General features: G+C 68.6%; 20 protein-coding genes. 10 read left to right on the top strand and 10 right to left on the bottom strand.

Features of this window, described 5'->3' with window-relative positions:
• Positions 1–6 precede the first annotated feature (6 nt).
• Positions 7–897 (bottom strand): LLM class flavin-dependent oxidoreductase, encoded by an 891-nt coding sequence (locus tag ACJH71_RS21335; protein ID WP_406760005.1) that lies wholly within the window; start codon positions 895–897, stop codon positions 7–9.
• A 58-nt stretch (positions 898–955) separates the two neighbouring features.
• On the opposite strand from ACJH71_RS21335, the gene ACJH71_RS21330 reads away from it, so the two are divergent.
• Positions 956–1,339, top strand: coding sequence for a VOC family protein (locus tag ACJH71_RS21330; RefSeq protein WP_406759979.1), 384 nt, complete (start codon positions 956–958; stop codon positions 1,337–1,339).
• A gap of 4 nt (positions 1,340–1,343) precedes the next feature.
• Here the strand turns inward: ACJH71_RS21330 and ACJH71_RS21325 are convergent, their stop codons facing one another.
• From ACJH71_RS21325 to ACJH71_RS21305, 5 genes are all read right to left on the bottom strand, one after another.
• Positions 1,344–1,820, bottom strand: coding sequence for an Rrf2 family transcriptional regulator (locus ACJH71_RS21325; protein ID WP_406760004.1), 477 nt, complete (start codon positions 1,818–1,820; stop codon positions 1,344–1,346).
• Positions 1,821–1,845: 25 nt separating this feature from the next.
• The gene (locus ACJH71_RS21320; RefSeq protein ID WP_406759978.1) at positions 1,846–2,574 is read right to left on the bottom strand and encodes a 3'(2'),5'-bisphosphate nucleotidase CysQ; all 729 of its coding nucleotides are present in this window, start codon (positions 2,572–2,574) and stop codon (positions 1,846–1,848) included.
• Positions 2,571–4,424, bottom strand: a complete 1,854-nt coding sequence (gene cysC / locus ACJH71_RS21315) for an adenylyl-sulfate kinase (protein ID WP_406759977.1) — start codon at positions 4,422–4,424, stop codon at positions 2,571–2,573. Before cysC ends, ACJH71_RS21320 begins: the two co-directional genes overlap by 4 nt.
• Positions 4,424–5,362, bottom strand: coding sequence for a sulfate adenylyltransferase subunit CysD (cysD, locus tag ACJH71_RS21310; RefSeq protein ID WP_406759976.1), 939 nt, complete (start codon positions 5,360–5,362; stop codon positions 4,424–4,426). Before cysD ends, cysC begins: the two co-directional genes overlap by 1 nt.
• Positions 5,363–5,599: 237 nt before the next feature.
• Positions 5,600–6,091, bottom strand: coding sequence for a beta-class carbonic anhydrase (locus ACJH71_RS21305; RefSeq protein WP_406759975.1), 492 nt, complete (start codon positions 6,089–6,091; stop codon positions 5,600–5,602).
• A gap of 216 nt (positions 6,092–6,307) precedes the next feature.
• Between ACJH71_RS21305 and ACJH71_RS21300 the strand changes: the two genes are divergently transcribed.
• From ACJH71_RS21300 to ACJH71_RS21270, 7 genes are all read left to right on the top strand, one after another.
• Complete coding sequence (locus ACJH71_RS21300; RefSeq protein ID WP_406759974.1) at positions 6,308–7,285, top strand: ABC transporter permease; 978 nt, start codon at positions 6,308–6,310, stop codon at positions 7,283–7,285.
• Positions 7,282–8,166, top strand: a complete 885-nt coding sequence (locus tag ACJH71_RS21295; RefSeq protein ID WP_406759973.1) for an ABC transporter permease — start codon at positions 7,282–7,284, stop codon at positions 8,164–8,166. Before ACJH71_RS21300 ends, ACJH71_RS21295 begins: the two co-directional genes overlap by 4 nt.
• Positions 8,163–9,983, top strand: a complete 1,821-nt coding sequence (locus tag ACJH71_RS21290; RefSeq protein ID WP_406759972.1) for a dipeptide ABC transporter ATP-binding protein — start codon at positions 8,163–8,165, stop codon at positions 9,981–9,983. The genes ACJH71_RS21295 and ACJH71_RS21290 overlap by 4 nt, the downstream gene beginning before the upstream one ends.
• Positions 9,980–11,704 (top strand): ABC transporter family substrate-binding protein, encoded by a 1,725-nt coding sequence (locus ACJH71_RS21285; RefSeq protein WP_406759971.1) that lies wholly within the window; start codon positions 9,980–9,982, stop codon positions 11,702–11,704. Before ACJH71_RS21290 ends, ACJH71_RS21285 begins: the two co-directional genes overlap by 4 nt.
• Positions 11,704–13,161: an FAD-dependent monooxygenase gene (locus ACJH71_RS21280; RefSeq protein WP_406759970.1), complete on the top strand. Its 1,458-nt coding sequence runs from the start codon at positions 11,704–11,706 to the stop codon at positions 13,159–13,161. Before ACJH71_RS21285 ends, ACJH71_RS21280 begins: the two co-directional genes overlap by 1 nt.
• 106 nt (positions 13,162–13,267) lie before the next feature.
• The gene (locus ACJH71_RS21275; protein WP_406759969.1) at positions 13,268–13,519 is read left to right on the top strand and encodes a FitA-like ribbon-helix-helix domain-containing protein; all 252 of its coding nucleotides are present in this window, start codon (positions 13,268–13,270) and stop codon (positions 13,517–13,519) included.
• Positions 13,516–13,938 carry a type II toxin-antitoxin system VapC family toxin gene (locus ACJH71_RS21270; protein ID WP_046302242.1) on the top strand — a complete coding sequence of 141 codons (423 nt, stop codon included), beginning with the start codon at positions 13,516–13,518 and terminating at the stop codon, positions 13,936–13,938. The genes ACJH71_RS21275 and ACJH71_RS21270 overlap by 4 nt, the downstream gene beginning before the upstream one ends.
• Positions 13,939–13,951: 13 nt before the next feature.
• Here ACJH71_RS21270 and ACJH71_RS21265 read toward each other — a convergent pair whose 3' ends face one another.
• Together ACJH71_RS21265 and ACJH71_RS21260 are read right to left on the bottom strand one after the other, a co-directional pair.
• A complete protein-coding gene (locus ACJH71_RS21265) occupies positions 13,952–16,567 on the bottom strand; it encodes an AAA family ATPase (protein ID WP_406759968.1) in 2,616 nt (871 codons plus the stop codon).
• Positions 16,564–17,709 (bottom strand): exonuclease SbcCD subunit D, encoded by a 1,146-nt coding sequence (locus ACJH71_RS21260; RefSeq protein ID WP_406759967.1) that lies wholly within the window; start codon positions 17,707–17,709, stop codon positions 16,564–16,566. Before ACJH71_RS21260 ends, ACJH71_RS21265 begins: the two co-directional genes overlap by 4 nt.
• Before the next feature lie 217 nt (positions 17,710–17,926).
• On the opposite strand from ACJH71_RS21260, the gene ACJH71_RS21255 reads away from it, so the two are divergent.
• A complete protein-coding gene (locus tag ACJH71_RS21255; protein WP_406759966.1) occupies positions 17,927–18,427 on the top strand; it encodes a SixA phosphatase family protein in 501 nt (166 codons plus the stop codon).
• A 70-nt stretch (positions 18,428–18,497) separates the two neighbouring features.
• Positions 18,498–18,968: a MarR family winged helix-turn-helix transcriptional regulator gene (locus ACJH71_RS21250; RefSeq protein WP_406759965.1), complete on the top strand. Its 471-nt coding sequence runs from the start codon at positions 18,498–18,500 to the stop codon at positions 18,966–18,968.
• Between the two features lie 102 nt (positions 18,969–19,070).
• Here ACJH71_RS21250 and ACJH71_RS21245 read toward each other — a convergent pair whose 3' ends face one another.
• Positions 19,071–21,809, bottom strand: a complete 2,739-nt coding sequence (locus tag ACJH71_RS21245; RefSeq protein ID WP_406759964.1) for a PGRS repeat-containing protein — start codon at positions 21,807–21,809, stop codon at positions 19,071–19,073.
• Positions 21,810–21,882: 73 nt separating this feature from the next.
• Complete coding sequence (gene gjpA / locus ACJH71_RS21240; protein WP_406759963.1) at positions 21,883–23,034, bottom strand: outer membrane porin GjpA; 1,152 nt, start codon at positions 23,032–23,034, stop codon at positions 21,883–21,885.
• Positions 23,035–23,724: the final 690 nt, after the last annotated feature.

Raw genomic sequence — 23,724 nt, 5'->3', positions numbered from 1 at the left:
GCCCGCTCAGCCGGCCCGGCTGACCTCGGCAATCACATCGGCCACGCTCCGCAGTTGGCCCAGGTCAGAGCTGGTCGGGATCAGATGAACCTCGTCGGTGCCCACCGCCGCGAACCGGCGCAGCACGTCGGCCAGCTCGTCCTCGCTGCCGGCCCAACCGGTGGTCGGCGCCATCGCCTCGACATACTCGGCGGGAATCCAGTTCATGTAGCGCAGCAGGTGTCGGCGCACCTGATCGCGGGCTTCGTCACGATCCCCCAGGGCGAACCAGAACGACGTCGCCAGATACGGCTTGGCCCGGCCCGCCTGCCGCCAGGCGTCACGCGCGACGTCGAACAGCTCGTTCTGCTTGGCGACGTCAAGATCCAAGGTGATGCCGGCCAGGCCTTCGGCCCAAGTGGCCGCACTGCGTAAGGTCTTGGGGCCGGTCGTGCCGACCACCAGCGGCGGCCCGCCGGGCTGGGTCGGCGCCGGACCGACCGGCAGCACCGACTCGGTGATCTTCTCCCCCGCCCAGACGCGTCGCATGATCGCGACAGCCTCGGCCATCTCGCGCATCGTCTGTGTCGCCGGATCGGCACCGACCGCGCGGTAGTCCTCCTCGCGGCCACCCACGCCGAGCCCGACGGTGAGCCGGCCCTGGCTCAGCATGTCGGCGGTGGCCAGCGACTTGGCCAGCATGACGGGGTCGTGCAGTTGCGGGACGATCACCGTGGTCACCAGGCGCACCCGCTCGGTCCACGCCGACAGCGCCCCCAGCAGGGTCAGGCTGTCGGGGTTGGTGAACGCGATCCGCTCACCCCAGGCCAGCGACGAGAACGGCCCGTCGTCAACGGTGCGCGCCCAGTCCCGCAGCAGCGTTGCGTCCAGGTTCGGTTCCATCACCGGCATGGTCATTCCCACCTGCATGACCGCGATTGTGGCACGAGCGGCGTTCGCGGCCGACACTTGAGGAATGGGCATTTCGTTCAACCACACGATCGTGGCCGCACACGACAAGCAGGCGTCGGCAGCGTTCCTGGCCGAGCTGTTCGGACTGCCGGCGCCGCAGCCGTTCGGCCACTTCCAGGTCGTCGCACTCGATCACCAGGCCAGCCTCGATTACGCCGACGTGCCCCCTGACGAGCCGATCCGGCCGCAGCACTACGCGTTTCTGGTCGCCGAGTCCGACTTCGACGAGATCTACGCCAAGATCGCCGAGCGTGGCCTGGAGCACTGGGCCGATCCGCGGGGCGAACATCCGGGCGAGATCAACCACAACGACGGTGGGCGCGGCGTGTACTTCCGCGATCCGGGCGGTCACTACATGGAGATCCTCACCCGGCCGTACGGGGGCTAGCCGCCTAACCCGGCGAATGGCCGCGCTGGCGCTCCTGGGTGCGGTAGTCGGTGGCGAGTTCGGCGACATGCGCGGGCAGATCGCCCGACGCCACGTCGGCCAGGCTGGTCTGCTCGAGCACCGAGCGCATGCTGGCCCGCAAGGCCCGCCACACATCGGTCAACGCGGCCGTCGGTCCGGCATACGGCAGATCGCCCATGCCGATGTCACGAACACTGGCCAGCGGGCCGTCGATGCAGCGCAACACGTCAGCGACGCTGATCGCGGTGGCCGCCCGGGCCAGCTCATAGCCACCGTCGCGGCCACGCTGGCTGCGCACCAGCCGGTCGGTCCGCAGATCGGACAGGATGTCGACGAGGAACTGCGCCGGAATGCCCTGCGCGGACGCTATCTCGTCGGTCTTGACCAGGGCGCCGGGCTCGGCGGTGGCCAGTTGGACCATCGCTCGCACCGCGTACTCCGCCTTGGCCGACATGCGCATTGCGAGCATTCTTCCATCTGGCGGCTCAACCGATCGCTGCGAGCACCTCTTGCGCGTATTCGGGGCGGCACACCACCAGGTCGGGCAGCAACGGGTCCGCCCGGTTGTAGACCAGCGGTGAACCGTCGATGCGCGAGGTGTGCAGGCCTGCGGCCCGGGCCACCGCCACCGGGGCCGCCGAGTCCCACTCGTACTGCCCGCCGGCGTGCACGTAGACATCGGTGGTGCCCGCCACGACGGAGGCCACCTTCACCCCCGCCGAGCCCATCGGCACCAGCACGCCGTCCAGTCGCTCGCGAACCGCTTCGGCGATCGCGGGCGGACGGCTGCGTGACACCGCGATGCGGGGCGCCCCCTGGTATGCGGGCGGGGCGGGAACCGTCGGGGTGGCCAGCGTACTGTCCCGCGCGGGCAGCGCCACCGCCCCGGCGGACAACTCGCCGGCTTGCCACAGCGCCACGTGCACGGCCCAGTCGTCGCGGCCGAGTTCGCTGAACTCCCGGGTGCCGTCCAGCGGGTCGACGATCCACACCCGCTCGGCGGCCAGGCGGACCGGGTTGTCGGCGCCCTCCTCGGACAGCACCGCGTCGTCGGGCCGCTCGCTTGCCAGTGCGGCCATCAGGAAGTCGTGCGAACGCTGGTCGCCGGCCGCCTTCCGTTCCGCCTCTGTCGCGTCGGCCAGTTCCTCGCGGACACGCAGCAGCAGCCGGCCCGCCTCGGCGGCCAGGTGCGCGGCCAGCTGGTGATCGTTCACTTGCGGTCGTCGATCGCCGCGATGACCTGGCGGGCTTGCTCGTCGACGCTGTTCTGCGAGCTCAACCGCACGTCGGGGTTCCGCGGCCGCTGATACGGGCTGTCGATACCGGTGAAGTGCGTGATCAGCCCCGCGCGCGCCTTCGCGTAGAGCCCCTTGGGGTCACGCTGCTCGCACTCCTCCAACGAGGTGTCGCAGAACACCTCCACGAAGTCGAACCCGGCGTCGGTGTGCACCTGGCGGGCCAGCTGGCGATGCTCGATCAGCGGGCTGATCGCCGGCACCAACACGATCTGGCCGGAGTCGGCCAGCAAGGTGGCCACGTGCGCCAGACGCCGCAGGTTCTCGGCACGGTCGGCCATCGAGAAGCCCAGGTCGGCGTTGAGGCCGTGCCGCAGGTTGTCGCCGTCGAGAACGTAAGCCGGCGTGCCCCTTTCGAGCAACAGCTGCTCGACACGCATCGCCACCGAAGACTTGCCCGCGCCGGACAGGCCGGTCAGCCACACGGTGCGGCCCTTGGACAACCGGTCGGTCGCGGTGACCAGCGACTCGTGGCGCACCGTGTTGGGGCTCGCCACCCGCGGCGAGACGTCGCGCAGCACCATGCCGGCGGCCACGGTTCCGTTGGTGGCGTGGTCGATCAGGATGAACGAGCCGGTGGCATCGTTGCGGGTGAACTCGTCGAGCATCAACGGCACCTGGGCGCGCAGCGAGACGCGGCCGAGCTCGTTGAGCTTCAACGTGTTCGCGTCCTTGTCGCGGTGCAAGGTGTTGACGTCCAGGCGGTAGTCCAGCGCCATCACCTTCACCCGGGTGGTCCGGGTGGTGTGCTTGATGATGTAGTCGTTGCCCGGCTGCAGCGTCGCACCGTCGGCCATCCAACACACGGTGGCATCGAAGTCCTGAACCACGCGCGGTTGGTTGTTGGTGCGGGCGATCATGTCGCCGCGGGAGATGTCGATGTCATCGGCGAGGCTCACCGAGACCGCCATCGGCGGAAACGCTTCGGCCACTGCCCCGTTGGGGCCCTCGATCGAGGCGATCCGGCTCGGTTTGCCCGAGGGCAGCACCACGACGTCGTCGCCGGGACGCAGCACACCGCTGGCCACCGTGCCGGCATAGCTGCGGTGATCGGCGTGCTCGTGGGTCTGCGGGCGGATGACGTACTGCACCGGGAACCGCACGTCGACCAGGTTGCGGTCACCGGCGATGTAGACCTCTTCGAGGTGGCTCAGCAGCGCCGGACCATCGTAGAAGGGGGTCTTGTCGGACTTGGTCACCACGTTGTCGCCGAGCAGCGCCGAGATCGGGATGGTCGTCACGTCGTGCACGTCCAGGCGGGTGGCGAACGAATGGAAGTCGTCGCGGATCGCCTCGAATTTCTCGGCGTCCCAGTCGATCAGGTCCATCTTGTTGACGGCCAGCACGATGTGACGGATCCCCAGCAGCGATGCCAGGAAGGTGTGCCGGCGGGACTGTTCCTGCAGGCCGTGCCGCGCGTCGACCAGCACGATCGCCAGCTGGGCGGTCGAGGCTCCGGTCACCATGTTGCGGGTGTACTGGATGTGCCCCGGAGTGTCAGCGATGATGAATTTCCGCTTGGGCGTTGCGAAATAGCGGTAAGCGACATCGATGGTGATGCCCTGCTCGCGCTCGGCGCGCAGACCGTCGGTCACCAGGGCCAGGTCGGTGTAGTCGTGACCGCGCTCCCGGGAGGTGCGCTCGACCGAGGCCAGCTGGTCCTCCATGACGGCCTTGGAATCGAACAGCAGCCGCCCGATCAGCGTGGACTTGCCGTCGTCGACCGATCCGGCCGTGGCGATACGAAGCAGCGTGGTTGCCGCACCCATCAGAAATACCCCTGCCTCTTGCGGTCTTCCATGCCTGCTTCGGAGATCCGGTCGTCGGCGCGAGTCGCCCCGCGCTCGGTCAGCCGCGACACCGCGGTCTCGTCGATCACCTCTTGCACGGTGACCGCCGTGGATTCCACACAACCCGTGCACGTGACGTCGCCGACGGTGCGGAACCGGACCGAGGTCTCGAAAACCTCTTCACCATCGACGGGGCGCAGGAACTCGTGGTCGGCCAGCAGCATGCCGTCGCGCCGGAAAACCTTGCGCTGGTGCGCGAAATAGATTGACGGCAAGGCGATTTCCTCGGCGCCGATGTAGGACCAGATGTCGAACTCAGTCCAGTTCGACAGCGGGAACGCCCGGATGTGCTCGCCCTTGCGGTGCCGGCCGTTGTAGAGGTTCCACAGCTCGGGCCGTTGGGCCTTGGGGTCCCACTGACCGAACTCGTCACGGAAGCTGAACACCCGCTCCTTAGCGCGGGCCTTCTCCTCGTCGCGGCGGGCACCGCCGAATGCGGCGTCGAACTTGTTCTCACGGATCGCCCGCAGCAGGGTGACGGTCTGCAGCGGGTTACGGGACGGACCGTCGTCGACCACCCGCCCGGCGTCGATGTCGTCTTGCACCGACGCAACCACCAGCCGCACCCCGGTCTGGGCGACGAGCTCGTCGCGCGCGGCGATGACCTCTTCGAAGTTGTGGCCGGTGTCGACATGCATCACCGGGAACGGCAGCCGGCCCGGCGCGAACGCCTTGACGGCCAGATGCAGCATGACGATGGAGTCCTTGCCGCCGGAGAACAGCAGCACCGGACGTTCGAACTCCGCCGCCACCTCCCGGATGATGTGGATGGCCTCGGCCTCCAGGGTGCGCAGATGCGTGAGCTGATAGTGCCCGGCCGTGGAGGCCTCGGGGGGCGCGGTGACGTTACTGGTCATGACTTCCTTGCCAGAGATACCCGATAATCTTGGTGAGACTTACCATATTTCTTGGTTATAGCCGGTTATGCAACCAGCCGCACTGTCTCGCTGTCAATGTGATCTACGCGGCCCGGCCGCCCTCGTGCGCCTCCCCCCTTGCGCGAGCGTGCGTGTCTGTACGCCGACACACCGCTCAGGCACGGACATGTGCGCACCCTCGTCGGGATCCTCGCCCTCCCCCGGGAGAGGGAGCAGCTACAGGCTGACTTCGTTGAGCCTGCCGGTGGCGACGTCAAAGACGAATCCGCGCAGCGACGTGGTCTGGGTGATGAACGGGCTGGCCTTGACCCGCCGCAATGACTGGCGGACGTCCTCGACCGGATCCGGGAATGCCTCGGCCGACCATGTCGGGCGGATGCCGGTCTCTTCCAGGATGGAGCGCTTGAAGTCGTCGTCGGTGAAGGTGAGCATTCCGCAGTCGGTGTGGTGGATCAGGATGATCTCGCGGGTGCCCAACAGCCGTTGGCTGATCGCCAGGGAGCGGATCGCATCGTCGGAGATCACGCCCCCGGCGTTGCGGATGGCGTGCGCCTCGCCCTCGTTGAGCCCCAGCACCCGGTAGACGTCGAGGCGGGCGTCCATGCAGGCGACGACCGCGACGTGCTTGCTCGGCGGCATGGGCAGTGGACCCTTGAAGGTCTTCGCGTATTCGGCGTTGTTCGCCAAGTAGTCATCGGTGACGGTCACAGGTCTTCTCCTCTGTCGCGGTGCAGCGCAGCCTAGTGAACGAACCCGGGGAGATCACGGGTAAAAATCACGCAAAAAATCGTCTCCGGACGGCCGCCTACCCCGCCGCGAGCGTGCGTAGATGTACAGATCTCCCCGGTGTGTCGCGGACAGACACGCACGCTCGCGGTGGTGGGAACGGGGTGGGGGTCCGCGGCACCCTCTACCCTTTTGGCCATGACGCGGTTTCTGGCCGGCCGGGCGCTGAACTACCTGGTGCTGCTGGGTCTCGCATCGTTTCTGACGTTCTGCCTGACCTCGTTGGCCTTCGCGCCGCTGGACAGCCTGATGCAGCGCAACCCGCGTCCGCCGCAGGCGGTGATCGACGCCAAGGCCACCGAACTGGGCCTGGACAAGCCGATTCCGCTGCGTTACGCGCACTGGGCCACCCACGCCGTGCGCGGCGACTTCGGGGTCACCGTCACCGGTCAGCCGGTCTCGGGGGAACTGGGACGGCGCATCGGGGTCAGCCTGCGACTGCTGGTCGTCGGTTCACTGGCCGGCACCGTGATCGGCGTGGTGGCCGGCGCCTGGGGCGCGGTGCGCCAGTACCGAATATCCGACCGGGTCATCACCATGGCGGCGCTGCTGGTGCTCTCGGTACCGACCTTTGTCCTGGCCAACCTGGTGATCCTCAGCGCGTTGCGGGTGAACTGGGCCCTGGGCGCGCAACTGTTCGACTACACCGGGGAGACCTCCCCCGGGCTGGTCACCGGCTTCTGGCCCGGCCTGGCCGATCGGCTGCAGCACCTGGTGTTGCCGTCGCTGACCCTGGCGCTGGGCGCGGCCGCCAGCTTCAGCCGCTACCAGCGCAACGCGATGCTCGACGTGCTCGGCCAGGACTTCATCCGCACCGCACGGGCCAAGGGCCTGACCCGCCGTCGCGCCCTGTTCAAACACGGGCTGCGGACCGCGCTGATCCCGATGGCGACACTGTTCGCCTACGGGGTGGCCGGCCTGGTCACCGGCGCGGTGTTCGTCGAGAAGATCTTCGGCTGGCACGGCATGGGCGAATGGGTGGTGCAGGGCGTGGCGACCCAGGACACCAATATCGTCGCGGCCATCACGGTGTTCTCCGGTGCGGTGGTGCTGCTGGCCGGACTGCTCTCCGACGTCATCTACGCGATGCTCGACCCGCGGGTGCGGGTCTCATGACAAGCGCCGAGGTCGAATTCGCTTCGCGGCGCACCCTGGTGCTGCGCCGATTCCTGCGCAGCCGCAGCGCCGTCGCCGCGCTGGCCCTGCTGGCGGTGATGTTCGTCGGCTGCTACACGCTGCCGGGCCTGCTGCCCTACTCCTACACCGACCTCGACTACGACGCGCTGCTGGTTCCACCGGGCGCCCGACACTGGTTGGGCACCAACGCTTTGGGCCAGGACCTGCTGGCACAGATCCTGCGCGGCATGCAGAAATCGATGCTGATCGGCGTGTGCGTGGCACTGATCTCCACGGTGATCGCCGCGACCGTCGGAGCGATCTCAGGCTATTTCGGCGGATGGCGCGACCGGGTGCTGATGTGGCTGGTCGACCTGCTCCTCGTGGTGCCGGCCTTCATCCTGATCGCGATCATCACTCCGCGCACCAAGAACAGCGGCAACATCGCGCTGCTGGTGCTGTTGCTGGCCGGGTTCAGCTGGATGATCAGCGCCCGCATGGTGCGCGGGCTGACCATGAGCCTGCGGGAACGCGAATTCATCCGGGCCGCCCGCTATATGGGCGTCTCCAGCCGACGCATCATCATCGACCATGTGGTGCCCAACGTGGCGTCCATCTTGATCATCGACACCGCACTCAATGTCGCGGTGGCGATCCTGGCCGAAACCGGTTTGAGCTACCTGGGTTTCGGCATCCAACCGCCCGACGTCTCGCTGGGCACCCTGATCGCCGACGGCACCGCCTCGGCCATCACCTTCCCGTGGGTCTTCCTGTTCCCGGCCGGGGTGTTGATCACCATCCTGGTCTGCGCCAACCTCGCCGGCGACGGCCTGCGTGACGCACTGGACCCCGACGCCGCGACGCTGCGGGACCGCCGATGAGCACCCTGCTGGAAGTCTCCGACCTGGCCGTGACCTTCGGCACCGGTCCCGACGCGGTGCGTGCGGTACGCGGCATCAGCTACCACGTCGACGCCGGCGAAGTGGTGGCGATGGTCGGCGAATCGGGTTCAGGGAAATCCGCGGCGGCGATGGCCGTGATGGGGCTGCTGCCCGAGCATGCGCAGGTGTCCGGATCGGTGCGGCTGGCCGGCACGCAGCTGATCGGGCTGGGCGACACCGCCATGTCGAAATTCCGCGGCGCCTCGATCGGGATGGTGTTCCAGGACCCGATGTCGGCCCTGACACCGGTGTACACCGTGGGCGATCAGATCGCCGAGGCCATCGAGGTGCACCAGCCCCGGGTAGGCCGCGCCGCGGCGCGCCGGCGTGCGGTCGAGCTGCTGGAACTGGTCGGGATCGCCAGGCCCGAGCAGCGGGCGCGGGCGTTTCCGCACGAGCTGTCCGGCGGGGAGCGGCAACGGGTGGTGATCGCCATCGCCATCGCCTGCGATCCGGACCTGCTGATCTGCGACGAGCCCACCACCGCGCTCGACGTCACCGTGCAGGCGCAGATCCTCGAGGTCCTCAAGACCGCGCGGGACGTGACCGGCGCCGGGGTGCTGATCATCACCCACGACCTCGGGGTGGTCGCCGAATTCGCCGACCGGGCACTGGTGATGTACGCCGGCCGGGTGGTCGAGTCCGCACCGGTCGAGGTTCTGTACTCGGACCGCCGGATGCCCTACACGGTGGGACTGTTGGGTTCGGTGCCCCGCCTGGACGCCCCGCAGGGCACCCGATTAGTGCCGATCCCGGGCGCACCACCGTCATTGACAGCCGGGGTCGATGCCGGTTGTCCCTTCGCCCCGCGCTGCCCGTTGGCCGCCGACGACTGCCTGGCCGCTGAGCCGGACCTGCTGAGCGTCGGGGAGAACCATTGGGCGGCATGCATTCACACCGATCAGGTGATCGGGCGCAGCGCCGCCGACATCTACGGCGTGCGCACCGAAGTGGCGGCCGCGATCAGCGGGGAGTCCCCCACCGTGCTGCGGGTCCGCGACCTGGTCAAGACCTATCCGCTGACCAAGGGCGTGCTGCGCCGGCGCGCCGGTGAGGTGCGCGCCGTCGACGGCGTGAGCTTCGAGTTGCAGCAGGGCCGCACGCTGGGCATCGTCGGCGAATCCGGCTCGGGCAAATCCACCACCTTGCACCAGATCCTGGAGCTGACCGCGCCGCAGTCCGGGTCGATCGAAGTCCTCGGCACCGACGTCGCGGCATTGAAGCGGGACGGCCGTCGCGCGCTGCGGCGTGATCTACAAGTGGTGTTCCAGGATCCGGTCGCTTCCCTCGATCCCCGACTGCCGGTCTTCGAATTACTGGCAGAGCCCCTGCGCGCCAACGGCTCCGACAAGGCCGCCATCCATGCCCGGGTCGCCGAACTCCTGGAGCTGGTCGGGCTGCGCCGCGGCGACGCGCTGCGCTACCCCTCGGAGTTCTCCGGCGGGCAGAAGCAACGAATCGGCATCGCCCGGGCCCTGGCGTTGCAGCCGAAGATCCTCGCGCTGGACGAGCCGGTGTCCGCACTCGACGTGTCGATTCAGGCCGGGATCATCAACCTGCTGCTCGATCTGCAGCAGCAACTCGGACTGTCCTACCTGTTTGTGTCGCATGACCTTTCGGTGGTCAAACACCTGGCGCACCGGGTCGCGGTGATGTTCGCCGGGGCGATCGTCGAACAGGGCGAGGCCGATCAGGTCTTCGGCAATCCGCAACACGACTACACCCGGCGCCTACTGGCCGCAGTGCCGCGCTCATGAATAGGACATTGACTCTGCACTCACGGCGACGTTGTGCGAGAAGAGGCCGCCATGGACGCAGAGTCAACGGGGTGGTGGCCACCGTGTTTGCTGCCGGCTTGGCGCTGAGCGGATGCGCGGCAGTCGATATCACCGCGCCCGAAGGCACCGCGACGGTCGGGACCGCCAGCGACATCAACCCGCAGGCCCCGGCGAAACTGCGCGACGGCGGCAACCTGCGGCTGTCCATGACGCAGTTCCCGCCGAACTTCAACCCGCTGCACATCGACGGAAACCTCGCCGAGAACGCCGCCATGCTCAAGGCCACCATGCCGCGGGCGTTCACCATCGGACCGGACGGCTCGGCGACGGTGGACACCGACTACTTCACCAGTGTGGAGCTGACCGGCACCAACCCCCAGGTGGTCACCTACACGATCAACCCGAAAGCGGTGTGGAGCGACGGGACACCGCTCACCTGGAAAGACATCGCCAGCCAGATCCATGCCACCAGCGGGGCCGACAGCGGGTACGCGATCGCCACCACCAACGGCGCTGAGCGGGTCGCCTCGGTGACCCGTGGAGTCGACGACCGGCAGGCCGTGATGCGCTTCGCCAAGCCCTACGCGGAGTGGCGGGGCATGTTCGCGGGCAACTCGATGCTGTTGCCGGCCAGCATGACCGGCGACCCGCAGACCTTCAACAAGGCTCAGCTCAGCAAGCCGGGTCCCTCGGCCGGGCCGTTCGTGCTGTCGACGCTGGATCGCACCAGCCAGCGGATCACCTTGACCCGCAACCCCGCCTGGTGGGGCCGGACACCGAAGCTGGACACCATCACCTACCTGGTGCTCGACGAGGCCGCCCGGATGCCGGCGCTGCAGAACCACACCATCGACGCCACCGGGGTGGCCACCCTGGATCAGTTGACGATCGCGCGGCGCACCGAGGGCATCGCGATCAGGCGGGCACCGACCCCGGCCTGGAACCACTTCACCTTCAACGGGGCGCCAGGCGCCATCTTGTCCGACAAGGCGCTGCGGCTGGCGGTCATGCGCGGGATCGACCGGTCCACCATCGCCAAGGTCACCCAGCGCGGCCTGACCGCTGACCCGGTACCGCTGAACAACCACATCTACGTCGCCGGTCAGGAGGGCTACCAGGACAACAGCGCGGTGGTGGCCTACGACCCCGAGCGTGCCGCGCGCGAACTCGACGAGCTCGGCTGGAGGTTGCACGGGAAGTTCCGAGAGAAGGATGGGCGCCCGCTGGTGATCCGCCACCTGTTCTACGACGCGTCGAGCACCCGCCAGTTCGCCCAAGTGGCCCAGCACAACCTGGCCCAGATCGGGGTCAAGCTGCAGCTGGACGCCAAGGCCGGCGGCGGCTTCTTCACCGATTACGTCAACGTCGGCGACTTCGACATCGCCCAATTCAGCTGGGTCGGTGACGCATTCCCGTTGGCCGGGCTGAACCAGATCTCCGCCTCCTACGGGGAGGCCAACTTCGGCAAGATCGGCAGCCCGGCCATCGACGCCAAGATCGAGGAGACGCTGGAGGCGCTCGATCCGGTGGTGGCCCGAGCCCGGGCCAACGAGGTCGACAGCCTGCTGTGGGCCGAGGGATTCAGCCTGCCGCTGATCCAGACCACCGGCAATGTGGCGGTGCGCAGTTCGCTGGCCAACTTCGGGGCGCCGGGCCTGGCGGATCTGGACTACACCGTGATCGGATTCCTGAAGGACTGATGACCGGGCATCAAGTGGTGATCGTCGGGGCCGGCCCGACCGGGTTGATGCTGGCGGGCGAGCTGGCCTTGGCCGGGGTCGACGTCGTGATTGTCGAACGACGCGACGGCCATGACCTGATCGGCTCGCGGGCGGGCGGCATCACCCCGCGCACCATCGAGATCCTCGACCAGCGCGGAATCGTCGACCGGTTCCTGGCGCAGGGGCGTATCGGCCAGATCTGTCACTTCGCGTGGATCATGTTGGACATCAGCGATTTGCCGACCCGGCACAACTACACCGTCGGCCTGCCGCAGTACCGCGTCGAGCGCACCCTCGCCGACTGGGTCAACGAGTTGGGTGTGCGGATCTACCACGGCCGTGACGTGATCGGTTTCGCGCAGGATGACTGTGGCGTCGACGTCGAACTCTCCGACGGCGCCACCCTGCGCGCCGCGTATCTGGTCGGGTGTGACGGCGGGCGCAGCGAGATCCGCAAGATGGCCGGGATCGATTTTCCCGGTTGGGACCCGACGGCCATCTGCCTGATCACCGAGGCCGATCTGACCGAGGAGCCGCCCTGGGGGCTGCACCGCGACGAGATCGGCATCCACTCGTTCTTCCGCCTCGAAGCCGACGGGCCGGTGCGGGTGATGGTGACCGCGCCGGAGCTGGAGTCCGGCGAGGAGCCGACCCAGGACGATGTCAGCCAAGCCCTGATCTCGCGGCGCGGTACCGATTACGGGTTGCATAATGTCCGCTGGGTCCGCCGGTTCACCGATGTGACCCGGCAGGCCGAACGCTACCGTGACCGGCGGGTGTTGCTGGCCGGCGATGCCGCACACGTGCATTCCCCGGCGGGCGGGCAGGGTCTCAACACCGGTGTGCAAGATGCGGTGAACCTGGGCTGGAAGCTGGCCCAGGTGCTCGCCGGAACCTCACCCGAGGACCTGTTGGACAGTTACCACGCCGAGCGTCATCCGGTCGGCGCCCGCGTACTGCACAACACCCTGGCCCAGGGCACGCTGCTGGAGCCCGGCCCCCGTGTGGACGCCCTGCGGGACATCATGGCCGAACTGCTGAGCCTGGACGAGCCGCGCCGGCGGATCGCGTCGATGATGTGCGGCTTGGATATTCACTACGACCTGGGCGACGGGCATCCCCTGCTGGGTCGAAGGATGCCTGACCTGGAGGTGTCCACGCCGGCCGGAACAATGGCGGTTTTCTCGCTGCTGCACGACGGTCGCGGCGCCCTGCTGAACTTCGGTGCCCCTTGGGATTTCGACATCACCCCGTGGGCTGACCGGGTAGCGGCGCTCGATGCCGACTACGACGGCCCGTGGGAGCTGCCGGTCCTGGGCACCGTAGCGGCGCCCGATGCTGTGCTGATCCGTCCGGACGGTCACGTCGCGTGGGTCGGCGATGGGTCCGCCGCCGGATTGAGCGACGCCTTGACCACCTGGTTCGGTGCCCGCTGACGCAGCACTGAATTGTGCAATGCCGTAGGTGAACCGATGATCGGTGAGGTTCTCGCCGCCAAGAGAGCGAGGTCACCATCTGGTGATAGCACGATATCATTCTGACGTGGCTCAGATACTGATCCGTCAGCTTGATGACGACGTCAAACAAAAGCTGGTCCAGCGCGCCCGCCGACACGGCCGCAGTACCGAAGAGGAGGTGCGCGAGATCCTGCGCAACGCGGTCCGAGACGCGGACGAGCCGCCAGCTCGACTCGGCTCACGAATCTCGGCTCGATTCGCCAAAGTCGGTCTCGACGGGGAGATCGATGAGCTGCGCGGACATCCTGTGCGCCCGGCGGAGTTCGGCGACCAGTGATCCTGCTCGACACCAACGTGATCTCCGCGCTGATGCAGCAGCGGCCAGACGACGTGGTGGTGCGGTGGCTCGACGGCCTGCCGGCCGAGTCGATCTGGACGACATCCGTCACAGTCTTCGAGGTGTGGACCGGACTGGAACTACTCGAGCCAAGCCAGCGTCGTCGGCGCCTCGAGCTGGCGTTCACGCAACTGCTCGCCGAGGACCTCGACGGTCGCGTGCAGACATTCGATCAGCCGGCCGCGGTGGCCGCTGCCGGCCTCGCGGCGCGGGGCAGTCGCGAGGGCCGCCCCGTCGAGGTGCGTGATGTCCAGATCGCTGGAATCGCCGTCGCCAGAAAGGCGGCGCTTGCCACCCGCAACATCCGGCATTTCCGAGACCTCGGCGTCGAGTTGATCAACCCGTGGGCCAGCCAGTAATACTCCGGATTAGCTAAGCGGTCAGGTCTATGCGGTGGGCGTCGGTGACGCTGCGGTAGCGATCCGGACTGCAGGTCAACACGATCACCTGGCCGTGCGAACCGACCGCGTCGAACACCGCGCCCATCTTCTCCAACCGGTCGGGGTCGGTGAAGCCGAGTGCGTCGTCGATCACCACCGGGACGCTGTCCTCCTTGGCCACCAGTGCCGCCCCGGCCAGCCGGGTCAGGATGCCCAACTGTTCCTTGGCGCCACCGGACAGCGACTCATAGGGCACGGTGCGCCCACCAAGGGTGCGCGCGCAGATCTTCAGGTCGGTGTCGACGTCGACTTCGAAATCGGCACCGAACACATGCGCGCCCAGTCGCTGGATCTCGGCGCGGAACGGCTCGACGTAGCGCCGCCGGGTGTCGTCGCGGTGGCGGATCATGGTGGACCGCAGCAGCGCCGCCGCGCGTGCCCGGCGGCCGATCCGATCGTGTTCGGCCGCAGCGTGTTCCCGCGTGGTCTGTGCCGCGTCGAGCTGGCCCCGCCGCCCCTGGGTGCCGAACACGTCAAGCTCGACCTCCACCTCGTGCAGCGCGCGGGCGGTCTCGGCGTGCAGGGCCCGCAGCGCCTGCGCAGCGGTGTCCGCTGCGGTCAGTTCGGCGTCGATCGCCTCGGGTGCGGCGGCTCCCAGCTGTTCGGACAACTCCGCCATGCGCTTCTCGGCGGTGCGCAAAGCCTGCGCGTTGGACTCGGCGGCGGCCGCCAGCTCGTCATCGCTGACCGTCGCCCGCTGTGCGGCAAGACGCTGGCTGACCGCCTCCAGCTCACCGCGCTGCGCCGCCACCTTGTCGCGCAGCAGCGCCAGCCGCGTGGCAGCTTCCGTGCGGCGGGCCGTCGTATCCTGGGCGGCGCGGCGCAGGGCTTCGCAGTCGATGCCAGCCTGCGTCCGCAGCGCCTCGGCCGCGTCACGGTCGGCGCGGGCCTGCTCGGGAGTGATCCCGGCGGGGATCTCGCCCTGCTCGGCGCGCAGCCGAGTCAGCCGGGTACGCAACGCCCCGATCTCCTCGTCACCGCGCAACGCTGCCAGGGTGGCGGCCAACTGGTCGCGGCTGCCTTGGAGTTCGCGGCGCCGTTGGTCGGCGTGGCGCGCCTGCGCCAGATCGGTCACGCCGGCCGCCGCCAGTGCATCGGCAAGTTCGGCTTGTGCCGCAGCATGTTTGACATTGGCCTCACGAGCACTGTCGCCGGGGCGGACACGCACCCGCAGCAGGCCGGGCACGTCGACCTCAAGGCCGTCGGTGACGGTCGCCGACCAGCTCTGGCCGGCGGGCAGCGCCGTGGGTTCGCCGGCGATCACCAGGTCGATGTCGGCGATCGCGGCGAGCTCCAGTGTCGCCGAGATCGCGGCGAGCGACGCCTCGCTCCGGTCGCAGGCCGCCGACGCTTCTTCGATCCGGCGCAGGATCGGCTCGGTCACGACTATCCGCGTCAACTCGCCCGCTACCTCGGCGAGCTGGCGGTCGGTGGCGTCGAGCCGGGCGAGCCGGTCAGCGAGCCGATCCGCCTCGTCGCGAGCGGCGAGTTGGTCGACAATGCGACGGGCGGATGCGGCGCGTTCGGTGGCGGCGTCCACGGCTTGCGCGGCGTCGGCCGCAGCGGTGTCGGCCGCGGCGGCGTCGGTATCGACGGTGCCCTGTGCCGCGGCGGCGCCGTCGATCTCGTTGTCCAGCAGGCTGATCGCGGCGGTCCGGGATTCGAGTTCGTCGCGCTGCCGGATCCGCTCGGCGTGGGCGCTGTCCGTGGCGGCGCCAGTGGCTTTGGCCGCGGTGGCCACCAACTGCGCGTCGCGAAGCCGGCCGCGCAACTCCGCGATCGCGGCGCCGGCGGCCTGCGCTGCGCTGTACCGGGAGTCCGCCGCGGCTTGCTCGTCGGTCAACTTCGCCAACTGCTCGGACAGCTCGGCGTGCCGGTGCACCCGGTCGTCCACTTCGGCGAGCAACTCCGCACAGCGCGCCACCTCGGCGTCGGCGGCGGCCAGCGCGGCGATGGCAGCGGCCCACTCCCCGGTGGGTCGCCCGGTCCCCGTGAAGTAGCGCGCGAACTCGGCATCGATGCGCTCGATGAGCACGGGCTCGGTTCCGCTGAGGGTGGCGGTGTCACCTGCGGCGACGTCCAGCGCCCGCGACAGCGCATCGCATCCGGACAAGTCCACCGCCGCCGTCGAGGAAGCCTGCAACACCCGCTGGGCCTGCCAGAGGCCGGTGTCCATGGTCTCGTCCAGCATGGCGCGGACCCGCTCGTGCGCCTCGTCGCCGGTGAGCTGCTCGCGGCGCGGTTCGACGATGGTCAGTTGCGTCCGGGGCGCCTTGTGGAAGCGCTTGTGATAGACGAAACGGTAAGGCCCGGTGCTGATTTCCGCGGTGACCTCGGCGCCCACATCGGCGTAGGTGGGTTTGACCTGTTTGACGTCTTTCTTGGCGGAGCGGTCCTTGGACTCCAGCAACAGATCAAGCGCCTCGATCATCGAGGACTTGCCGATCTCGTTGGCGCCGGACACCACCACCACGCCGTGGTCGGGGAAGTCGATCTCTCGGTGCGCCACGCCGCGGTAGTTGGTCAGCTCCAACCGGTGCAGTCTCATGCCACTCCCCGATCGACCAGGCGCAGCAGCAGCGCCAGCGCGGCGTGGGCGTCGTCGGCAGCACCGGTGTCGACACCGCGGGCGGCGGCGACCAGTTCCTCGACCGCGTCGGCGGCGAAACCGCCGATTCCGAGGTCGGCGAACTCGCCGTCGGCGGGGACCACCACCAGGTGGGTATGACGTTTCCAGGTGCCCACCCAGGCGAACAGCCGCGAATACCGGTCCAGACAGACGTCGAGGGCGGCCCGGTCGGTGACGCTGAGTGAACCCGTCAGCGCCAGCTGAACTACGGTGCGTTCCTTGTCCGGCAGCTGGTCGAGGTTGATATCCAGGTCCGTGACGTCCCGGCCGGTGTCGAGCTGGCGGTGCAGCGTCAGGAAACGCCATCGGCCGACGTGGCGCGAGTCCACGCTCACGGCGCCGTCGGCCTCATCGATGTCGACCACCAGCACGTGGCCGGGGTCGGATTCGATGTCGTCGAAGTTGGTGACTTCTGGCGAACCGGAATACCAGATGCGGCCCGTCTCCCCGACCTGGGTGCGAGAGTGCTTGTCCCCCAAGGCGACATAGTGGATCGCGCCGCGAGACAGGGCGTCCTGCAGGGCAGTCATCCGGATCAGTGCCGGGTTGTTCGGATCAGGGTCCAGCACGTCGACACCGCCGTGAGCAACCAGGACCCGGATAGTGCCATCGGCGGCCAGGCCGTCCAGTGCGGCCGCCGCCAGGTCGGTCGTGGGGCGCTTGGATCGCCACGGCGCGGCGACGATCTCGAGGCCGGGACGGACCTGATGCACGCCGGCGGTGTCGAGCACCACCACGTTGTCCGGGCACTCGGCGGTGAACAACGCGCTGGTGTAGACGGATGCGGCATCGAGTGGATCGTGGTTTCCGGGGAGCAGATAGACCGGCACCCCGATGGTGCGCATGGCCTCCAGGGACTGACTGATGACCTCAGGGGCGAGTTGGTTGTCCTCGAACACATCCCCGGCGACGACCACGAACTCCGCGCCCGTCTCCGTCGCCAGCGCTCCCAGCCCGGCCACCGCGTCGCGCCGGGCCGCCGAGTAACGCGGCTGGGCGTCGCCGGCCAGGAAGTACCGGGTCATGCCGAGCTGCCAATCGGCGGTGTGCACGAATCGCATGTCGGTCCTGACCCTTTCCGCCGGGCCGGCGGCCGGGCATCGCGAGTGTATGGCCGGTCACCGACAAGCCCGCGGACCTCGATCGGCAGGTCCGCAAACCCGAACCGCGCGTCGTACTCGTGTGCCACATCCGGCACTTCAGCACCACCGAGATCACGGTGAGATCGTTGCGAGTCGGATAGCGCGGGCGATATCGGCCACCCCTACCCTGGAGCGGGTGAGCACTCACCGCACCCTGATCCTGCTGCGGCACGCCAAGTCGGACTATCCGCCCGGGGCGACCGACCACGAGCGCCCGTTGGCGACGCGCGGGATCCGGGAAGCGGGGCTGGCCGGGGACTGGCTGCGTGCCCACGAGCCGGCCGTTGATGCGGTGCTGTGTTCGACCGCCGCCCGCACCCGAGCGACGTATGAGCGGACGGCGCTGGCCGCACCGGTGCGCTATGTCGACGATCTCTACGACGCGGCCCCCGGAACCGTGATCGCGACGATCAACACCGTTCCCGATGACGTCGACACGCTGCTGGTGATCGGTCACGAGCCGGCGATGTCGAGCGTCGCACTGGGACTGGCCGGCCCCGGCACCGAGGCCGCCGTAGCCCAACGGATCTCGGAGAAGTACCCGACGTCGGGAATCGCCGTTCTTCACGTCGCCGGCAGCTGGGCGGACGTGGAGCTGGGATCGGCCGCGCTGGTGGATTTTCACGTGCCGCGGTAAGTCACCGATTCGCGAAATCGGCTGACTGGAAACCGATGTCGGGCTAACATCGCCTGATGGCGAGCGTGCGATGAGCCGTCCTCGATGTAGTGGCTGCGAACTCGATGCTGACGAATACAACTCGTGGCAAAGTTATTTGGACACCACGCTGCGAATGACCGCGATGCTTGACCAGCGGTTGAATGATGCACACCGACTCTCACTGATCGAGGTGGACGTGCTTGCAGTCGTGGGCGAATCCCCCACCGGGCGAATTCAAATGGGCGAGCTCCCCAAGTCGCTGCCATCACTTCCGAGCCGGTTCACCAGACATATTCGTCGGCTCGAAGAGCATGGCCTGTTGCAGCGGAACGTCGATCCCTGGGATCGCCGCCGGGTGATGCTGACCATCACCGCCAAGGGGCGAGAAGCTGTGAAACAGGCCATGACCACGTACGCAGATTCGGTCCGGGCCCACTTCATCGGCCCGTTGAGTCGGCCGCAGGTATCGGAGATCGCCGATGCCTGTGAGCAGATCACAAGCCCCCTGAAGCGTTCCTAGAGAACGTCATTCCAGAGCGCTTCCCGGATTATCTTGCGCCGTATGACCGACCGCGATCGCCGAGTCCGTGATGGACCCGGCGACCGCGATTGACCCCTCGGCTCAGGTGCCCGGCTGACCGTTGGCCCCGGTAGCCCCCGTGCCGCCCGGCGTGCCGCCCGGGCTGCCGGCGCCGCCACCGGCGCCGCCCGCGCCGCCCGTGCCCGGGTTTCCGGGCGTCCCAGCCTTACCGGTCCCAGTGGGGACACCGCTGTTCCCGGCGTTCCCGCCGGTACCACCGGCGCCGCCGTCTCCGCCATTGCCGCCGGTCCCATCGGCGCCACTGGTGCTGGCCCCGCCAGCACCACCGGCGCCGCCGACTCCGCCAACGCCACCCGCGGCACCGTTACCGCCGTCGAGGCCGTTGCCGCCGTCGTCGACGCGGCCGTTCCCGCCGGCTCCACCGGTACCGCCCATACCGCCGGTACCGCCCTTACCGCCGGCGCCACCGTCACCGGCCTGGGCCGTGCCACCGGCCCCGCCGGCACCACCGATGCCACCGGTGTATCCGACGGCACCGTCGCCCCCGGCCTCCTTCGGGAAACTGCTGCCGATGTTGCCGCTGCCACCCATACCGCCGGCACCACCGTTGCCGCCGTTACCGGCGTCCACACTGCCGGACGCGTTGCCGCCGGCAGCGCCGGCACCACCGTTGCCGGGAGCGTTGAACTGGCTCATACCGCCGGAACCGCCGTTGCCGCCGTTGCCGGCGTGGCTCGTCAGGCCGGACGTGTTGGTGGGCATTGCCACGCCACCGCTGGTGCCGCCGGCCCCGCCGTTGCCACCGTTGCCGCCAGTGCCGGTGACGTTGGCCCCCAATCCGGTCATGGCGCCGCCGCCCCCACCGCCGTTGCCGCCGTTGCCGCCGATCGCACTGCCATTGCCGCCGGCGCCGCCGTTACCGCCGAGGCTGCCGTTGAGGCCTGTGACGGCGCTGCCGCCGGTGCCTCCGTTACCGCCGTTGCCGCCCTGGCCGACCGCCCCGCCCGTGGTGGGTCCATTGCCGCCGGCGCCGCCGTCGCCGCCGAGTCCACCGCTTCGGCCGTAGCCGCCGGTGCTGCCGCCGCTGCCACCGGCGCCGCCGTTGCCGCCCTTGCCGAAGACCGTGCCCGCGGCGAACTGCTCGCCCTCGGTGTCCTTCCAGCCGCTGGCGTTGCCGCCGGTTCCACCGTCGCCGCCGTCACCGGCGCCGGCCGACGAACCTCCGGCCCCGCCATTGCCGCCGGCGTACGAACCGGATCCACCGTTGCCGCCGTTTCCGCTGACGCCACCGAAGTTGCTCGCGCCGCCGGCGCCGCCGCTGCCGCCCGTGGTCTTGAGGGATTGGTCGGCGGTGCCGTTACCGCCATTGCCGCCGCTGCCGCCGTTGCCGCTGGCGCCGGCGCCGGTGGACGTGCCGCCGCCCCCGCCGGCCCCACCGTTGCCGCCATTGCCGGCTGCGCCGTTGCCGCCGCTACCACCGTTGCCACCGTTGCCGGCATTGGCGACCGCGTCGCTGCTGATGCCGCCGCCCCGGCCACCGGCGCCGCCGTCGCCGCCGTTAATTCCGACGCCGCCGTCACCGCCGTTACCGGCGGCGCCGCCGTCCACACCCAGACGGTTGTTGCCGCCGGACGACGGGGCTCCATCTCCGCCCGCACCGCCCTTGCCGCCGTCGCCGAGATAGGTGCCGGTGCCGTCCTTGTAACCGTCGCCGCCGTCACCGCCGTTCCCGGAGATGCTGGACGCGCCCGCGTTGCCGGCATGTCCGTAGAGCGCCGAACCGTAGACGCCGGCCGAGGCTCGTGCCCCGGCCTCGCCACCGAGGCCGCCGGTGCCGGCGTAGCCGCCGTTGCCGCCATTGAGGTTTTCAGCGGTGCCCGCAGCGCCGTCGCCGCCGTTGCCCGCGGTCCCGCCGCGGCCGCCGTCGCCGCCGCTGCCGAACATGTAGCCGCTACGCCCGCCGGCACCGCCCCAGCCGGCGCTGCCGCCGCCTTGGCCGGCACCGGGACTGGTTGCCGCGCTCCATGATCCGTTAGCGCCGTCGACCCCGTTGCCGCCGGCCCCACCGACGCCACCGTTACCGAAGAACCAAGCCGCCGAGAAGCCGCCGTCACCACCGTTGCCGCCCGCGCCGCCCGTACCGAAGGGAGTGGCGCCGATACCGGCTCCACCCGCGCCGCCGGCACCGCCGTTGCCCATGAAGATGCCACCGGCCCCGCCGTCGCCGCCGTCACTGCCGCCGAAACCATCGCCACCGGCGCCGCCGTTGCCGATCATGCCGATGGCGTTACCGCCGTTGCCGCCGTCGACTCCCGCCGCGTCGCTGTCCCAGCCCGCACCACCGTCGCCGAACCACAGGCCACCCGCGCCACCGTCGGGGTTCTCCGCGGTGCCGGCCGCGCCGTCGCCGATCAGGTAGACCCCGGCGATGTCGTTGATCCAGCCGTTGACCACCGACCCGAAGTCACTGTTGATCCACAACTCCAGACCGGTGTGCAGCGGCGTGTAGAACCACTGGTCGATGATGCTGGCCATGTCGAAGGCGCCACCGGCCGCAACACCGGAGTCCAGCGACGCCGACACACCGTCGGAGCCGGTGAGCCAGTCCAGGCCGTTGGCCCACCAATCGGCGCCGCCATCGGCCGGTGATGGATCGAAGAACAAGTCGAACAGACCGTCCAGCCCGAAGTCGTCGGCCTGGGCGGCCGGCGCACTGACCATCGGCGCCATCCCGAATGCCAGGAACGCACCCACCGCGCTGCCGGCACCGATCACCCGCTTACCGCGACGGCCACTTCGGCTGCTGCTGTGCTGAGTCATGTGCGAACACCTCTCCTGTGTGAAAGCAGTGCTATCGAGTAGTTGGGGTCTGGGATCGAGTCACGGAGCCGAATCAGCTGAACAGTCCGAAGAAGTCGCCCAGCCAGTCGGTGGACAGGCTCGACCCCGGGTCGGTGTCGCTGATGTCGGGGGGTGGGACGTCCGGAATGTTGGGGAGGTCGATCCCGGCACCGGGTGGAGTGACCACGACGGGTCCCTTGCCGTCCCAACCGGATCCGAGCAGCGCACCGATGGTCTGGTCCCAGGCCAGCCAGGACCCGATCGGACCGATCGCCTGGCTGGCGATGCTCAGACTGCCGAGCAGGGGCACGCCGCCCAGGTCGAGGCCGATGCTGTTGAAGATCGAACCGCCCACTGCGGGAACCGAATCGGCGACCTGCCCGCCGGTACCCAGCACCTCATAGGGGCCGACGGCCACCGAGCCCGGGGTGAACAACCCGCCGAACGCGATGTCGAGATGTTCCATGCTCAGCCCCGGCGGGAAGAATCCGGCGTGGTTGATCAGCGGCAGCAAGGAATCCAGACTCAGTGTCGCGCCGTTGAAGAACGCGCCGGACATGTTGGCCAGGGTGTCGGTGAAACTGTCGTTCGCCTCGATGCTGTTGAGCAGCGCCACCCACGGGCTGATGCCCGGGCCGATCATGCCCATGATCATCCCGCTCAGCGGCGACGACAGGAAGTTGACGATCGGTGTCACCATCGCGGGATCGATACCGGCCGGCAGGAACTGCGGCAGCAGCTGCACCAGCCCGATGTGGCCGAGCAGGTCGGTGGCGCCGTCCCCCGCGCTGAGCATGTGGTTCTGGACGGTCGCAATGGTTTCGTCGGATGCACCCCCCAGCGAGTAGCCGGTCAGCACCTTCTCCAGGTTGTCCTGCATCTGCGCCATGACACTGTTGAGCTTCGTGGGGTCGTCGAACACCTGCTGCCAGAAGTCGCCCTGGTTGGCTAAGAACTGTTGGAAGCTGACATTCGGCGCCAGGTAGTAGTTCTGCAGAAGCCGGGACACATTGTCCGAGGTTGCATTCCACACGTCCTGCCAGGTCCCGAGCAGGCTGCCTACGATGCCGCCGTCGGCGGTCAGCGCCACATCCCGGACGACGGAGACTTCTGCCACCGGGGTGGCCGCCGGGGTGACCGCGACCAAGCCGCTCCCGACCATCACGATGCCGGCGGTGACGTAGGGGCGAAGAGTTTGCTGCACGACCGTCTCCTTATGTTGTGCTCCGCATATCGCGTAAGCCCGACACATCTCGACGGTCGCCCTGCCCGGCAACTGCCGACATGAACAAGGCGAAAGCTACTCCGGATAAACTTGTGATGTCTAGGGAAAAATAAAGATTTCCTGATCCGATCGCGGATTTCTGGTGATGGCGATCACATTTCGAGCCAATATTGCCTAGTCAAGCACCATTTTCATTCCTATGCGGCTAATAATTTTCGCTCACGCAAAACAGGCGAAGCTACCCGCAGGTAACCTATATTCCCTGGTCGCTACAGATCGCTCGCCGTTTCCCTCGCAAGCTGGCGCTCCGAACGAGAACTGTTCTACCTGGGGCTATGCAATTGCAACGCCACACGATCCAAGTACGAGCTGAGAATCCAAAGGGCGATCCACATACCTGCGCCTGAAGAGGGCCCACAAGGAGTTCGCGGCCATTCACGATGCCCCAGCACCACCACGCGCCGGCAGCCAACTCCGGCCCGATTAGCTGGGACGGCAGGGCAGCCCCGGTGCTCCGGAGTCCCGACCGCTCGCAGCGCCGAGAGCGAGATGGTGCCGTACGCCACACCCGTCTCATCGGTAACGGGAAAGTCCGTGTTGCCTCACGTCAAGATGCGCGCGAGGGCGGGTTCGTTGCCTCACGTGATTGTGCGCGCTTGGGGACTCGGG

It is taken from the genome of Mycobacterium sp. SMC-15, assembly GCF_045310925.1.
In the GTDB taxonomy this organism is placed as follows: Bacteria; Actinomycetota; Actinomycetes; order Mycobacteriales; family Mycobacteriaceae; genus Mycobacterium.
Note: the sequence above shows the minus strand (reverse complement) of the source record. Positions and strands in the feature narration are given on the sequence as shown.

Bases quoted from the DNA above. Each gene is read 5' to 3' on its own strand.
- ACJH71_RS21335 (WP_406760005.1), bottom strand. From the start codon at position 897: ATGACCATGCCGGTGATGGAACCGAACCTGGACGCAACGCTGCTGCGG.
- ACJH71_RS21330 (WP_406759979.1), top strand. From the start codon at position 956: ATGGGCATTTCGTTCAACCACACGATCGTGGCCGCACACGACAAGCAG.
- ACJH71_RS21325 (WP_406760004.1), bottom strand. From the start codon at position 1,820: ATGCGCATGTCGGCCAAGGCGGAGTACGCGGTGCGAGCGATGGTCCAA.
- cysC (WP_406759977.1), bottom strand. From the start codon at position 4,424: ATGGGTGCGGCAACCACGCTGCTTCGTATCGCCACGGCCGGATCGGTC.
- cysD (WP_406759976.1), bottom strand. From the start codon at position 5,362: ATGACCAGTAACGTCACCGCGCCCCCCGAGGCCTCCACGGCCGGGCAC.
- ACJH71_RS21300 (WP_406759974.1), top strand. From the start codon at position 6,308: ATGACGCGGTTTCTGGCCGGCCGGGCGCTGAACTACCTGGTGCTGCTG.
- ACJH71_RS21295 (WP_406759973.1), top strand. From the start codon at position 7,282: ATGACAAGCGCCGAGGTCGAATTCGCTTCGCGGCGCACCCTGGTGCTG.
- ACJH71_RS21290 (WP_406759972.1), top strand. From the start codon at position 8,163: ATGAGCACCCTGCTGGAAGTCTCCGACCTGGCCGTGACCTTCGGCACC.
- ACJH71_RS21285 (WP_406759971.1), top strand. From the start codon at position 9,980: ATGAATAGGACATTGACTCTGCACTCACGGCGACGTTGTGCGAGAAGA.
- ACJH71_RS21280 (WP_406759970.1), top strand. From the start codon at position 11,704: ATGACCGGGCATCAAGTGGTGATCGTCGGGGCCGGCCCGACCGGGTTG.
- ACJH71_RS21265 (WP_406759968.1), bottom strand. From the start codon at position 16,567: ATGAGACTGCACCGGTTGGAGCTGACCAACTACCGCGGCGTGGCGCAC.
- ACJH71_RS21260 (WP_406759967.1), bottom strand. From the start codon at position 17,709: ATGCGATTCGTGCACACCGCCGATTGGCAGCTCGGCATGACCCGGTAC.
- ACJH71_RS21250 (WP_406759965.1), top strand. From the start codon at position 18,498: ATGAGCCGTCCTCGATGTAGTGGCTGCGAACTCGATGCTGACGAATAC.
- ACJH71_RS21245 (WP_406759964.1), bottom strand. From the start codon at position 21,809: ATGACTCAGCACAGCAGCAGCCGAAGTGGCCGTCGCGGTAAGCGGGTG.